Origin of the sequence: Flavihumibacter profundi, from assembly GCF_020076305.1 — a bacterium.
Classification (GTDB): domain Bacteria; phylum Bacteroidota; class Bacteroidia; order Chitinophagales; family Chitinophagaceae; genus Flavihumibacter; species Flavihumibacter profundi.
The window spans coordinates 1,296,854-1,311,249 of sequence record NZ_JAIQXE010000001.1; the positions used below are offsets into that span (position 1 = coordinate 1,296,854).

The window sequence follows — 14,396 nt, forward strand, 5'->3', positions numbered from 1 at the left end:
AGTTCACAATGCACAGGTAATATTGCGCCACAATTCAAGGGTACCCCTGAAAAAATATTGAGCCTTAAACCAAAACCGGAAGGTCTTTTTTACAGGGACTTATTACGCAATCGATTGATATGTATATAAATAATAAAAAATAGAGGTCTCCTGAAGGTGATTTGTTTAGTATTTATAAATTATTTTAAAATTTCTTACAAAAAAAGCCTTAACAATTATTTAATATACTAAATTCAAAAATCGTTCATAATAAGTGTCCTTATCAAAATGAATGATTAAACGATCTGATGTATTAACCAAACACAGATCAGGCAACTAACTGATGATTTTTTTAATAAACCAAAACTCACACTAATGAAACAATTTCATCGATTTGTTCAAGCAGTCTCATTAAGTATGCTGGCCATACTTTTGGGATTTAATGTGGCGCTTGCACAAGCTGAAATCAAGGGAAGAGTTACTGATGAAACAGGCCAGCCGATGGCCGGGGGATCAGTAATTATCAAGGGTACCAGCAGAGGTACCAGTACAGATGCGAATGGTAATTTTTCCATTTCTGCAAAAAAGGGCGAAGTCCTTGTTTTCTCTTTTATTGGTTATGCCAAACAAGAGGTAAAACTGGGCGACAATACTACCCTTTCAATTAACATGGCTAAAGAAGAAGGCCAGGTAAGTGAAGTAGTGGTAACAGCCCTGGGTATCAAGAAAGAATCTAAAAGACTGGGTTATTCAGTACAGGAGGTTAAGGGCAATGACTTATTAAAAGCCCGTGAGTCGAACCCTGTAAACGGCCTGGTAGGTAAAGTAGCCGGCCTGAACGTGGGTATCAACCAGGAACTGCTGGCTTCACCAACAGTTTTGCTGCGCGGTTCACCCCTCAATTTCTATGTAGTTGATGGTATCCCCATCAACTCCGATACCTGGAACCTTAGTCCGGATGATATCGAAACATACACTGTTCTGAAAGGACCAACTGCCGCTGCCATTTATGGAAACAGGGGTATCAATGGTGCCATCCTCATTACAACAAAAAGAGCTAAAAAGAACAAAAAAGGTTTTACTGTTGAAGTAAACAGCAGTACCCAGTTTAACAAAGGATTTATTGCCAACCCCAAAGTGCAGAATGAATATGGTGGTGGTGATAACCAGAAATATGCTTTTGGCGATTACCTAAGTAATGGTACCGGCTCCGGAGTTAACGATAAGGACTATGATGTATGGGGACCCCGCCTGGATGCAGGTTTGTTGTTACCCCAGTACGATGGTAAATATGACCCAAACAAAACTTATACAACGACCTTTTTAAACGGCGACAAATTTTACGGAAATATTGAGCCTACACCATGGGTATCCCGTGGAAAAAACAACCTGGATAACTTTTTACAAACAGGTATACTAAACACCAACAACATTAACTTCTCTACTGCTTCTGACCGCGCCAGCCTGCGCATGTCAGTATCAAATACACACCAAACCGGTATTACCCCTAATACCAAACTGGATGCAGTGAATTTTAACATGTTGGGCAGCTACGATATCACTGATAAATTCAAGGTAGAAGGTAGCATGAACTACAACAGGCAGATGACCCCAAATATACCTGACGCCGTTTATGGTCCAAACAGTATGATTTACAGCATTGATATATGGACAGGTGCAGACTGGAATGTAAAGGACCCGAATATTGTCAATTACTGGCAGCCGGGTAAGGAAGGTATCCAATCTAATTTTGTGGAGTACAAGCGTTATACCAACCCTTATTTCAGCAGCTATGAGTGGCTCAGGGGGCATTACAAGAATGACCTGTATAGCTGGGCAGCTTTTACTTACCGGTTTAATAAGAATTTTGATGTGATGTTACGTTCAAATGTCACTACCTATAATTTGACCCGCACTGAAAAGCTCCCCTGGTCAGCCAAGCCTTATGGTGATGAACATGGCAAAGGTAACTATCGCGAAGACCGTCGGGACCTTTGGGAAAACAATACAGACTTCATTGCAAAGTACAGCAATGAAAACCTGGCCAATTCAGGTTTTTCCCTGAATGCATTCGTAGGTGGAACTGCCAGGAACATGAAGTATAATTCAAGTTATGTGAGCACAGACCAGTTGATCATCCCGGAAGTATATGCTTTCTCCAATTCGCTTAAACCCACCAGGTCTTATTCCTATGGTTCAAACCTGCTGATGTTAAGTGCTTATTACTCAGTTGACCTTACTTACAAAAAGTACTTTACGGTTTCAACAACCGGTCGTGTGGATAAGACTTCAGCACTTGATCCTGCACACAATACAGGCTTTTATCCATCAGTTTCCCTGAGTTCGGCAATATCTGATTATGTGAAACTGCCTGATTTTATATCATTCCTCAAAGTAAGGGGTAGCTACGCCAACGTGAAAGGTGGTGGTACCAGCCCTTATGTAGGAACAGCTTTCCAGAGCCTCGGTACTAACAGTCCTATCGGATATGGTAATAATTATTTTACACCATATGATGGACCTACTTATCAGACCATCACCCCAATCCCTTATAATACCTACCAGGGGTATAATAACCAAACGGAAGCCAATGCACGCAATTACACCATAGATCCTAATATCAAACCTTCTTCCCGGAGCAATTATGAAGCAGGATTTGATATTCGTTTCCTGAAGAACCGTTTGGGATTAGCCGCCACGTATTTCGTATATGAGGATGGCCCGAACATTTCTAACCAGTACATTTCTGAAACCAGTGGATTGGACTACTTCTTAACCAATGGTGGTAAAACCAAAAGAACCGGTGGGGAAATTTCTATTACCGGCAACCCTGTCCAGGCAGCCAGTGGATTCCGCTGGGATGTGATGCTGAACCTGGCATCTTATAAGGAAGTATATGCTGGCTTCGCTGGCGGTGCCACTGAACAGTATAACAATAATAACCCGGGACATCCTTACAAAATCGGAGACAGGGTAGACCAGTTGTGGGGCAGTTATGAAGCTTTAACTGCAGATGGTAAAGTAATCCATGATGAAAGCGGATACCCGATCTATTTGCCGAAGGCACAATACCTGGGACATGCAGACCCGGATTGGTCATGGGCAATTCACAACAAATTCACGTATAAGTCATTTGCTTTATCCTTCCAGTTTGACGGTATGGTGGGTGGAAGAATCCAGGACCGCGTTCTGCGCAAACTTACAGAAGGTGGCCGTGGCGCAAATACTGTTGAAGGTGTAATCGGTGAAGCCCGTTTGTATGAGTCACAACATTGGGGTGATGCAGGTTATGCAGGCGCTGTGCGTGCTGATGGCACCCCCATCCTCGGTGGTGATGGTGTACAGGTAGTGGGGGGATCAAGCAATATTGAGTATGATCCGGCAACTGGTGTTATTACCAATTTGAAAGACCTGAGTTTTACACCTAATAAAACTGCAACCGGATGGATCCAGGATTATGTAAGCAGTTTCTATAATGATCCGCAGCATACTATGGTAAGTAAAACTTATGCAAAGCTTCGCGAACTGGTGTTCACTTATACATTACCTGGCAAGTATCTTAACAAAACATCCATTTCTAATGTCACTGTTTCCCTCGTAGGCAGGAACTTATTGTATTTCTTCCCAAGTGCCTTCAAGGACATGGATGTTGACCAGTATCCCGGACGTAACATATTTGGAGGTTTCAGCAGGGAATATGACTTGCAAACACCAACTACCAGAAGTTATGGTTTTAACGTAAACATTGTTTTCTAACCTGTTTAGCGTTTAAGTAACTATAATAAATAAAGAAATCTTATATGAAAGCAAATAAATTCCTGATCATACTTTCTCTTACAGCCATTGTATTAGGTACCGGCTGTTCGAAACAGTTTGAGGATAACTCCAAAAATAATAACCTGCCAACGCAGGTGCCACCAAACCGTATTCTGCCCGCCGTTTTAAACAGTATGATTGTTTTCCCGGGTGGTGACTATGATAAGTACAGCCAGTTTATTGTGTCGAATTACACCTACTATGGTTTAAACCAATACTGGAGCGGCAGTGCCGGCCTTAACTATGGTGTACTTAGAAATGTGCTCGCCATGGAAAAGGAAGCTAACCGCCTGGCAGGTTCAGACAATAACCCATACCATGCACTGGGATTACTTTTCCGTTCTTTCTTCTTCGTGGATATGTCGCAGAAAGTTGGCGACGTTCCAATGAATGAAGCTTTGCAGGGCATTGAAAATCCTGCCCCGAAATATGATTCCCAGAAAGATGTTTTCAAGCAATCCTTACTTTGGCTGGATACGGCTAATACCATGTTAGCTGACTTTATCAGCAATGGTTACCTGGAATTTTCCGGTGATATCTACTATTCCGGTAGCAGCCTGGATCAGCTGAAGCATTGGCAGAAAGTTGTTAACAGTTATAAACTGCGTGTACTCATTGAACTGAGCCACCATGCAGATGATGCAGACCTGAATGTAAAATCAGAATTTGCAAAAATTGTAAGTAACCCAACCCAGTACCCGATTTTCACCAGCAACCTGGATAACCTGCAGTATACTTACAACAGCACGTACAATTATTATCCGGATAATAAGGACAACTATGGTAACAATGCCGGCCGTCTGAACCTTGCTGCTACGCTCCTGGATAACTTAAGCGCGTTACATGACCTGCGTGCAATGATATTCGCAGAGCCAGCTCGCGGACTTGGATACCCAGATACTGATTTCAGGTCTTTCGCAGGTGGAAAATCGGGCGATGATATGAGTTCACTGGCTACACAGTCTGGTAATAAGAAAATTTCCCTGTATAATTACAACCATTATTATAAAGGGTATACTGCTGAACCAACCCTTATATTAAGCTACGGAGAAGTAAACTTTTGCATTGCAGAAGCTATCAACCGGAAATGGATAACCGGAGATGCCAAAGCTTATTATGAAGAAGGCATAAAAGCTATGTTCCGTTTTTATGGTATTAACAATGGTGACAACCAGGTTGTATTCCGCAACAATGATGGCAGCGCGGATGTAACTTATACCATTCCTTTCAGTTTTGACGATTACCTGAACCAGTCTTTGGTTCAATACAAAGGCGATAATGGAGATGGTTTAAACCAGATCTTACTGCAGAAATACCTGGGCTATGCCCGGAACTCAGGACTGCAGGGTTATTTACAATGGCGCAGAACCGGTGTTCCTACATTTGATGTAGGATCAGGATCAGGAAATGGTGGTGTAATACCCATGCGTTTCCAGTATCCGGGTAATGAGTCAACTGCCAATGCCGATAACCTTAATGCTGCTCTTACGAGCCAGTATAGTGGAGCTGATGACATCCATTCAAAAATGTGGCTGATTAAAGATTAATTAAATCCGATCACATTGACCTCATAAAAAAAGAGAGCCCCTAATGGGGCTCTTTTTTGTGGGATTAATTATTCGGCCCAACTCATCGTATAGCCCTTATTTTCAATACCGAGGGCTTCTTTGGTTAATTGAAGCGGATGAAAAGTATCAACCATAACCGCCAATTCGCCGGTCTCCTTTTTTCCAATACTTTTTTGCACAGCACCTGGGTGTGGCCCATGTGGTATCCCTGCCGGGTGAAGGGTAATCATGCCCCGGGTCACATTTTTGCGGCTCATGAAATCACCATCTACATAATACAACAGTTCATCACTATCGATATTACTGTGGTTATAAGGAGCCGGAATAGCTTCGGGATGGTAATCATACAACCGTGGCACGAATGAACAAACCACGAAATTATTAGCCTCGAATGTCTGGTGCACCGGCGGTGGCTGGTGTATCCTGCCGGTAATGGGCTCAAAATCATGGATACTGAAGGCAAAGGGATAACAGCATCCATCCCACCCTATTACATCAAATGGATGGTGACCGTAATGTAACCCGTATAAGCGGCCCTGCTTTTTTGTTTTGATGATAAAATCGCCAGTCTTGTCAATAGTCTGCAATTGTTCCGGTGCCCGGATATCGCGTTCGCAAAACGGGGAGTGTTCCAGTAATTGACCGTATTTGCTCTGGTAACGTTTGGGATAACGGATGGGACTAAACGATTCAACAATAAAGAGCCGGTTATTGGGGTTATCAAAATGAAGCTGGTAAATTGTGCCCCGCGGAATAACCAGGTAATCGCCATATGCGAAATGCAGGGATCCATACATGGTATTCAATACCCCGCTGCCTTCGTGAACGAAAATCATTTCATCGGCATCGGCATTTTTGTAGAAATAGCTGGCCATGCTTTGTTGCGGTGCGGCAAGTACTATATGGCAATCACTGTTCACAAGAACCGGTTTCCGGCTTTGCAGGAAATCCGCTTCCGGCCCGATATTGAAACCTTCGAAACACCTGTGCTGCAGCATTTTTTCTTCTGCCACTACCGGCAATACATCAATGGCCGGATCTGTTGCAATAATTTCAGTGGGCGGGTGGCAATGATACAAAAGGGAATAATCGTTGGAGAAACCTTCAGTACTGAACAATTGTTCCGAATAAAGTGAACCATCGGGTTTGCGAAACTGGGTATGCCGTTTATGCGGAATACTGCCCAGGCTATGGTAATGTGGCATAAAATAATCGTTACATGAAAGTACAAAATCCTATTTTGCCAAACTGAAAAACAGATATGACCAAAATTGGCTTGTTATCAGATACACATGGCTGGCTTGATGAAAATATCTTCAGGCACCTGGGGCATTGTGATGAAATCTGGCATGCCGGTGATTTTGGCACTATCGCCATTGCCCACCAGCTGGAAGAAAGAACGGGGCACAAAATCAAGGGCGTTTATGGCAATATTGACGGTTATGATGTGCGCAGTGTTTATCCCGAAGAACTTGTTTTCACCTGTGAACAGGTGAAGGTTTTCATAAAACATATCGGCGGCTACCCCGGTCGATATGCACCAGGGGTCAGGGCCAGGCTGGTGACTGAAAAAGCCGGCCTCTTTATTTCGGGGCATTCCCATATCCTGAAGGTCCAGTTTGATCCGGCCTTGCAGTGCCTGCATATGAATCCGGGTGCTGCCGGCAAACAGGGCTGGCATAAGGTGCGCACCCTGATCCGTTTTGTTATTGATGGTACAGAAATGAAGGACTGTGAAGTGGTGGAGCTGGGGGGAAGGGGTGAGCAGTAAGCGGTAAGCAGTAAGCGGTAAATCGTAAGCGGTGAATCATGAATCCTGAATACCAGTATTTTTAAAGATCTGCAGTGCAATTTCGAATCTACCGTTTACCGCTTACCGCTTACCGCTTACCGCTTACTGCTCACCAAAATTCAGTAACTTCCTGTACAAACCTCCAACCATGCCGAACCAACTGCATCGCCGCCTCTGGCTTAAGCAAACTGCCCTTGCGGCCCTGGGTCTTTCCTTTTCCGCAAGCTCGCTGGGCGGTGAAGATTACCTGCCAAGGGAATTGGGCAGTGAAACCCGCTTATTGAACCTGGGGTCCAATGAAAATCCATATGGACTGGCGCCGGGTGCTAAAAAAGCAATTGCAGACCTTATCAATACAGCAAACCGCTATGCTTATAATGTTCCGGCAGTGCAATCTTTTAAGAAGGAGCTTGCAGCTGAATATGGGGTTACGCAAGAACACCTGCTCATCACCGCCGGTTCAGGTGAAGCATTGAATTTGCTGGCCCGGCACTACAGTAAAGGCAACCTGGTCAGCGCCTACCCTACTTTTGCCATTTTGCCCAATACCGCCAAAAAAATTGGTGTATCAGTTAAGGAAATACCTCTTGATGCGAATAAAGTACATGACCTGGGTGCCATGCTCCAGGCCATTGATGACAATACCACCCACGTTTATGTTTGTAACCCGGCTAATCCGACAAGTACCATTGTAAAACCCGCCGCATTAAAATCCTTTTGCGAGGAAGCCAGTAAGCATGCGGCAATAACCATTGATGAAGCGTACATTGATTTCCTTGACGCACCCGATAACGAATCAATGATCAGCCTGGTGTTGAAAGGCAACAAGAATGTAATTGTTGTGCGGACCTTTTCCAAGATCCATGCGATGGCCGGACTAAGGGTTGGATTTATCATCGCCCACCCCGATACTATAAAATCATTGTCGGCCAATTATTTTGGCAACAGTAATTTTTGCGTAGGCGCATTGTCATTGAACGCCGCATTGGCCAGCTTAAAGGACCCGGAACATCGCGCCAGCTGCAAACAGAAAAATGCAGCGGCGCGTGAATTCACCATAAAATCCTTACAGGAACTGGGATTCAAGCCAATACCCTCTTATACTAATTTTATATTTTTCCCGCTGAAGAATTACTCCGGTGACTTTGCCAAAGACATGCTGGAAAAGGATGTCATCTTAAGGTCCAGTGAATTACCCGATGGAAAATGGTGCCGGGTAAGTGTAGGCACAATGGATGAAATGCAAAGTTTCATAAAAATCATGCGGACAGTAAAAGCATAATCATTAATGCATACCCGGGAACCAGGGTCTGCCAATGCCTTCACGGAAAGGCCAGGGCACAGTAAGCAAAATAATGATCAATGCAACCAGCAGCCATCCGAAAGCTTTTTTATGTTCAGCAGCCCCGGCTGTGGCTGGTTTTCCCTTTCCCCTGCCAATAGTGATAAAAGTTATGGCCAATAACATGCCGAACATGTGTTCAACCGCGAAAAAGCGGAAAGGAGCATTTTTCATTACTTCCCCAAAACCCATATCCCTTATCTTACTAAAACCAAATTCGCCGGCAAACCATTGGTACAAACCAATGATTAAGGTGATATGCGCAGAGATCATGAGGAACAAATCGATCTTCCGGTCAGACGCACTATATGAAAGCTTTTGGTTCATGCCTTTATAATGACGCACTATTGCGAGGACAAGCAGCACCAGGATAATCCAGCGCATCAGGGAATGCAGGTGTAGTAGACCGTTATACATATTTATTATTTATACTTTCTAAATTAATGAATGCTGAAACCTTTACTTACTCTCTACCCAATCTGCCACAAAGATATTGGTATCATGCGTACCACCATTGTTTCTGTTGCTGCAAAATACAATCTTACGGCCATCATAGCTAAACATTGCAAATGCATCGAATCCTTTATCGCGGCTGACTTTTACTATATTGCTGCCATCAGGGTCCATCAGGTACAGGTTAAAAGGGAATCCCCGCTTGTATTCGTGGTTGGAAGCAAATAATATGCGTTTGCTGTCGGGAAGGAATACCGGGGCCCAGTTAGCCTGGCCCAGGTTGGTAACCTGTTTAACATCACTGCCATCAGCATTTGCAGTATAGACTTCCATACGTGTAGGCGCAACCAGGTGTTCAGCCAAAAGATCCTTGAATTCCTTAATTTCTTCGGGAGTATCAGGCCGGCTCGCGCGCCAGATTATTTTTTTGCCATCACGGCTGAACCAGGCCCCGCCATCATAGCCAACAGTATGGGTTATACGCTTTTCTTTACCAGATTTCAGGTCCATGATATACAACTCAAGGTCACCATCCTTATCACTGGTATAAATCATTTTCTTCCCGTCGGGTGAAAGGGTAGCTTCAGCATCATACCCTTTTGAATGGGTAAGCTGCTTTATGATCACGCCATTCGTATCAGCCATGAAAATATCATAGGACTCGTACAATGGCCAGATGTAGCGATTACCATATTTGCTGCGGTCGGGAACCGGGGGACAGGCATCACCGCCGAGATGCGTTGAGGCATAAATAAAATGTTTCCCGTCGGGCAGGAAATAGGCACAGGTTGTACGCCCTTTACCGCTGCTCACCATTTTAGGCTGGAAGGGCTCATCAGGCTTCGTAGGGACCTTCGCGATGAATATCTGGTCGCAGGGCAGGCCCTCTTTGGGATTGGTCCGCTGGAAAATAAGGTATTTACTGTCGAAGCTGAAATAAGCTTCAGCATTATCTCCGCCAAATGTCAACTGGCGAAGGTTTTTAAAATGTGTTTCTTCGGGATAATGAAGGGTATCGGCTATTTGCGGGTAAGCATCGGCCGTTTTGGGGTTACCACTAAAATTAAACCAGCTAAACAAGACCAGGGAAGAAAATCCCAGCCAATTATTCAATGATACCATAAAATATTACAACTGTTTACCGCGCAAATGTATTGGTATAAGTTGATTTTGCCGAAAACCATAGCTTTGGCAAATGAAATCATTGTTTGCAGGGGTAATGCTCGTTGTTTTTATGGTTGATTCCGGATGCCGGTCAAGGGATAGTTCATCTTCGGAGAAAACGGCTTCTACCAATATTTTCCAGCAGGCCCAGTTTTCGGGTATATCAGACAGTATAAAGGCCAGTCCCAAAGAACCTGCCCTTTATATCAGGCGGGCAGAAATGCTGAGCCATGCGGGGGAATATGAACTTGCTTATGCCGACCTTATGCAAGCATGGAACTTAGCACCATCGGAACCGTTGGGAGAACAAAGGGTCAATACCCTTTTTATGATGGGCAAAGCACCGGAGGCACAACAGGTATTGAAAGAGCTGATGAGCAAATATGGCAACAATATGAACCTGAAACGGCGAATGGCAGAAGCTTTGCAGCAAAACAAACAATATGATGAGGCTATACAGACCTATACCGGAATTATCGGGGAAGATTCGCTCGATTTTGAAGCATACCATGAAAGAGCACTGATTTACCTCGAAAAAAAGGATACAGCAGCGGCCCAAAAAGACCTTGAAAAATCATTTGCCCTGCAACCCCTACAGCTAACGGCCATTACCCTGGCCAACCTTTATGCAGAATCAAAAAATCCCAGGGCGCTTGTACTTGCCGACATGATTATTGCCAGGGATTCGGCCAAGGAAATGATAGACCCGGTTTTTATTAAAGGAGTTTATTACGCCAATGTAAAAAACTATAATAAAGCACTGGAGCAATTCAGCACCTGCATTGGCATGGACTGGAAATTCCAGGAAGCCTATATTGAAAAAGGGATCATCTATTTTGACCAGAAAAACCTGGATGAAGCCCTTAAGCAATTCAAACTTGCTGCAACTGTTTCCAATACATTTCCGGACGCCTATTACTGGCAGGGCCGGTGTTATGAGCAACTGGGATTGAAGGAAGAAGCCCTGGCCTGCTATACCCGGGCTTATGCGTTAGATAAAAACTTCAAGGAAGCCGTTGAAGCTGCCGCCAGGGTTAAGTCGAAAAAGTGATAAAAAACCATTTTCCCAATTTCCTTATCTTGTATTATGATCATAGCCCCATCCCTTTTAGCTTCGAATTTCCTGGACCTCAGGGCCGAATGCCGGATGCTGAATGAAAGCGAAGCAGACTGGTTTCACCTTGATGTAATGGATGGTCGTTTTGTGCCTAATATCAGTTATGGCCTGCCGGTAATTGAACATATCAGGAAAGCAACAAAAAAAATCTGTGACGTTCACCTGATGATTGAGGAACCGGGCAAATATGCAGCGGCTTTTCGCAAAGCAGGGGCAGATATCCTGACAGTCCATTATGAAGCTTGTCCGCACCTGCACCGGAATATCCAGCAAATAAAGGACCTGGGCATGATGGCTGGTGTTGCGATTAACCCGCATACGCCGGTTCAATTTTTGCAGGAAGTGCTGGCGGATATTGACCTGGTATTGGTGATGAGTGTAAATCCCGGGTTTGGCGGCCAAAAATTCATACCCAATGCACTTAATAAAATAAAGACCCTGAGGGAACAAATTGATGAACACGGACTGAATGTGAAAATTGAAGTAGATGGCGGGGTTGACCTTGGCAATGCCAGGGCATTGTATGAAGCAGGCGCCCATGCGTTGGTTGCCGGAAGTGCCGTTTTTCATGCCCCGGACCCGAAAGCAATAATTTCTGCATTGAAGCATATTGACAAAGAGAATTAATACTTTCCAATCCCCGGTACTACCTAAAGCTGACTGATTGAAACCATTACAAGTAGTTTTGTTTTTTTTGCTGGTTCTTTCTGCCGGTTCCGTATTCGCCCAAAAAAAGATGGCAACAATCGCAGGAATCGTTGTAGATGAAAATGACCTACCACTGGCAGGTGTTAATATAGTTATACTGGGCAAAACGGGCGGCACCCAAACCAATGATTCAGGTCAGTTCCGGATTTCCGTCCAGGCTGAAAAAGCAGTGGCGCTTATATTTTCTTACCAGGGCTACAAATCTTACCAAAGAAATTTTTTATTAAGTAACCACGAGGAAGAAATAGTTACGGTCAGGCTGGAAAAAGGCATACAGGAATTAAAGGAAATAACGGTAAGGGATGAACGAAGCAGGCGCGAAGCGGGATTAGTAACTGTTAATCCAAGGCAGGCCATCAATATACCCACACCGGGTGGAGGCATAGAAAGCCTCATCAAGGTTTTTACAGGTTCCAGTAATGAACTAACCTCAAACTACAGCGTAAGGGGTGGCAGCTATGATGAGAACCTCATTTATGTAAATGATTTTGAGGTTTACCGACCCTACCTGGTAAGAAGTGGCCAACAGGAAGGATTGAGTTTCATCAACCCGGAAATGACCCGCAATGTAAATTTTTACAACGGCGGTTTCCAGGCAAAGTATGGCGACAAACTATCTTCTGTCCTGGATATACAATACAAAAAGCCGAAGCAATCCGGTGGTTCTGCCTATATTGGTTTGCTGGAACAGGGTCTTGAGCTTGAAGGAACTGCAGCACATAACCGTTTCAGTTACCTCATAGGTGCCAGGAACCGGAATAACCGCAACCTGCTGGCCAGCCAGGAAACAAAAGGGAGTTATGTTCCTTCATCTGCAGACCTGCAAGGCCTTTTTACCTGGCAGTTCAATGACCATTGGGCGGTAGAACTCTTTGGCAATTTCTCCCAGACAAAATTCAACCTGAAACCAGAATTCAGCCAGCCTTCAAGTTCTGTTTTTTCACCATACTTTACCGCAAACCTGGGCCTGGATATATATTTCAACGGAAGTGAAGAAGACCAGTATAAGACAAATATGGTTGGGCTGTCGTTGGTGCAACAGGTGCGCAGGGACCTTCGGCTAAAATGGATGGCTTCAAGATTCCGAGATACAGAAAAAGAGTCTATAGACATTTCCGGTACTTACTTATTCGGGGAAAGGTCTTTCGATGAAACAAAACCCGGATTCGGATCTATAGTAAATCCATTAGGAGCAGGTGAGTTCCTGAACTATGCGCGAAACAGTTTAAATATTGATGTCTGGAACCTTTCACACAAGGGATATTATGACCGGGGCAGTCATTATTGGATGTGGGGACTTTCATATGACCACCAGCAAATACAGGACCAGCTTCGGGAATTCGAATACCAGGATTCCGCAGGTTATTCCCTACCCTACAGGCCCGGGGAACTCACACTGTTCAGTTCCCTTAAATCAAATGCCGATATCGGGGCAAACCGTTTCAGTGGGTATTTACAGGACAATATTTCCTTTGGCGACTCAACAGGCGTCGGCCTGCAAGCCGGAATAAGGCTTAACTACAATGACCTCAACAGGGAATTGCTGGTATCGCCGCGTATGGGAATTTCCTGGAAACCCATGCACTGGTCAAGGGACATTATATTCAGGGGTAGTGCCGGTATATACCAGCAGCCGCCATTTTACCGCGAAATGCGCCGCTACGATGGGACGGTGAATGAAGCACTTAAGGCCCAAAAAAGCTGGCAGGTAAGTGCGGGCATGGATTATAATTTTAAGGCATTTAACAGGGTACTTAAATTAACTACAGAAGCCTATTATAAAAACATGTGGGATGTGGTTCCTTATGATATTGACAATGTAAGGCTGCGCTACTATGGTGAAAACAGCGCAAAAGCCTATGCCGCAGGAATTGAAACAAGGTTATTCGGTGAAATCGTGAAAGATGCGGAAAGCTATCTCAGCCTGGGTTTCATGCGAACCATGGAAAATATTAATAACGACTATTATTATAATTATACGCGCGATAGCCTCAATAATATTACAGACAGCAGCCTTACGCAACATGGCTGGCTGAGGAGACCATCAGACCGGTTCATAACGCTGGGTATGTTCTTCCAGGATTATTTATCCACCAATAAAAACTTTAAGGTTTATCTCAATACCATTTATGGATCAAACCTACCTTACAATATACCTAATAACGTAAAATACCGTAATGCGCTGGTAATAGATCCTTACCTGCGCATAGACATCGGGTTTAGTGCCCTGTTGCTGGATAGTGACCAGTCAAAACGAAGGAGCCATAGTCCATTCAGGAATTTTGAAAATATCTGGGCAACCCTTGAGGTATTTAATATTATTGACCATGCCAATACGATTTCATACCTGCTGGTTAAGGATTTTTCCAATACCACTTATGCCATTCCGAACCGGTTAACCCCAAGGCTACTGAACCTGAAGCTGGTAGCCCGGTGGTAATTGATTTTGGGCTCCTT

Annotated in this window: 10 protein-coding genes; 7 read left to right on the top strand and 3 right to left on the bottom strand. The window is 44.2% G+C overall.

Features of this window, described 5'->3' with window-relative positions; all coding sequences use genetic code 11:
• Positions 1-354: 354 nt before the first annotated feature.
• Both LAQ65_RS05580 and LAQ65_RS05585 read left to right on the top strand, forming a co-directional pair.
• Positions 355-3,735, top strand: a complete 3,381-nt coding sequence (locus LAQ65_RS05580; RefSeq protein ID WP_224115955.1) for a SusC/RagA family TonB-linked outer membrane protein — start codon at positions 355-357, stop codon at positions 3,733-3,735.
• Positions 3,736-3,779: 44 nt separating this feature from the next.
• A complete protein-coding gene (locus LAQ65_RS05585) occupies positions 3,780-5,342 on the top strand; it encodes a SusD/RagB family nutrient-binding outer membrane lipoprotein (protein WP_224115956.1) in 1,563 nt (520 codons plus the stop codon).
• A 68-nt stretch (positions 5,343-5,410) separates the two neighbouring features.
• Here the strand turns inward: LAQ65_RS05585 and LAQ65_RS05590 are convergent, their stop codons facing one another.
• On the bottom strand, positions 5,411-6,568 hold the full coding sequence (locus tag LAQ65_RS05590) for a homogentisate 1,2-dioxygenase (protein WP_224115957.1): 1,158 nt from the start codon (positions 6,566-6,568) through the stop codon (positions 5,411-5,413).
• 56 nt (positions 6,569-6,624) lie between these two features.
• Between LAQ65_RS05590 and LAQ65_RS05595 the strand changes: the two genes are divergently transcribed.
• Entirely contained in the window at positions 6,625-7,134 is a 510-nt protein-coding gene (locus LAQ65_RS05595) for a metallophosphoesterase family protein (RefSeq protein WP_224115958.1), read from the top strand.
• A 169-nt stretch (positions 7,135-7,303) separates the two neighbouring features.
• Positions 7,304-8,437: a pyridoxal phosphate-dependent aminotransferase gene (locus LAQ65_RS05600; protein WP_224115959.1), complete on the top strand. Its 1,134-nt coding sequence runs from the start codon at positions 7,304-7,306 to the stop codon at positions 8,435-8,437.
• 3 nt (positions 8,438-8,440) lie between these two features.
• Here LAQ65_RS05600 and LAQ65_RS05605 read toward each other — a convergent pair whose 3' ends face one another.
• Positions 8,441-8,914 (bottom strand): hypothetical protein, encoded by a 474-nt coding sequence (locus tag LAQ65_RS05605; protein WP_224115960.1) that lies wholly within the window; start codon positions 8,912-8,914, stop codon positions 8,441-8,443.
• A gap of 42 nt (positions 8,915-8,956) precedes the next feature.
• The gene (locus tag LAQ65_RS05610; protein WP_224115961.1) at positions 8,957-10,072 is read right to left on the bottom strand and encodes a TolB family protein; all 1,116 of its coding nucleotides are present in this window, start codon (positions 10,070-10,072) and stop codon (positions 8,957-8,959) included.
• Between the two features lie 73 nt (positions 10,073-10,145).
• Here LAQ65_RS05610 and LAQ65_RS05615 point away from each other — a divergent pair, with 73 nt between their 5' ends.
• Genes LAQ65_RS05615 through LAQ65_RS05625 form a run of 3 tightly spaced genes read left to right on the top strand, consistent with a single transcriptional unit; the run spans position 10,146 to position 14,379 of the window.
• A complete protein-coding gene (locus tag LAQ65_RS05615; RefSeq protein ID WP_224115962.1) occupies positions 10,146-11,165 on the top strand; it encodes a tetratricopeptide repeat protein in 1,020 nt (339 codons plus the stop codon).
• A 36-nt stretch (positions 11,166-11,201) separates the two neighbouring features.
• Positions 11,202-11,858, top strand: coding sequence for a ribulose-phosphate 3-epimerase (gene rpe, locus LAQ65_RS05620; protein WP_224115963.1), 657 nt, complete (start codon positions 11,202-11,204; stop codon positions 11,856-11,858).
• Between the two features lie 37 nt (positions 11,859-11,895).
• Positions 11,896-14,379, top strand: a complete 2,484-nt coding sequence (locus tag LAQ65_RS05625; RefSeq protein WP_224115964.1) for a TonB-dependent receptor — start codon at positions 11,896-11,898, stop codon at positions 14,377-14,379.
• Positions 14,380-14,396: the final 17 nt, after the last annotated feature.

Coding starts and splice junctions, on each gene's coding strand:
- LAQ65_RS05580 (WP_224115955.1), top strand. CDS start 355: ATGAAACAATTTCATCGATTTGTTCAAGCAGTCTCATTAAGTATGCTG.
- LAQ65_RS05585 (WP_224115956.1), top strand. CDS start 3,780: ATGAAAGCAAATAAATTCCTGATCATACTTTCTCTTACAGCCATTGTA.
- LAQ65_RS05590 (WP_224115957.1), bottom strand. CDS start 6,568: ATGCCACATTACCATAGCCTGGGCAGTATTCCGCATAAACGGCATACC.
- LAQ65_RS05595 (WP_224115958.1), top strand. CDS start 6,625: ATGACCAAAATTGGCTTGTTATCAGATACACATGGCTGGCTTGATGAA.
- LAQ65_RS05600 (WP_224115959.1), top strand. CDS start 7,304: ATGCCGAACCAACTGCATCGCCGCCTCTGGCTTAAGCAAACTGCCCTT.
- LAQ65_RS05605 (WP_224115960.1), bottom strand. CDS start 8,914: ATGTATAACGGTCTACTACACCTGCATTCCCTGATGCGCTGGATTATC.
- LAQ65_RS05610 (WP_224115961.1), bottom strand. CDS start 10,072: ATGGTATCATTGAATAATTGGCTGGGATTTTCTTCCCTGGTCTTGTTT.
- LAQ65_RS05615 (WP_224115962.1), top strand. CDS start 10,146: ATGAAATCATTGTTTGCAGGGGTAATGCTCGTTGTTTTTATGGTTGAT.
- rpe (WP_224115963.1), top strand. CDS start 11,202: ATGATCATAGCCCCATCCCTTTTAGCTTCGAATTTCCTGGACCTCAGG.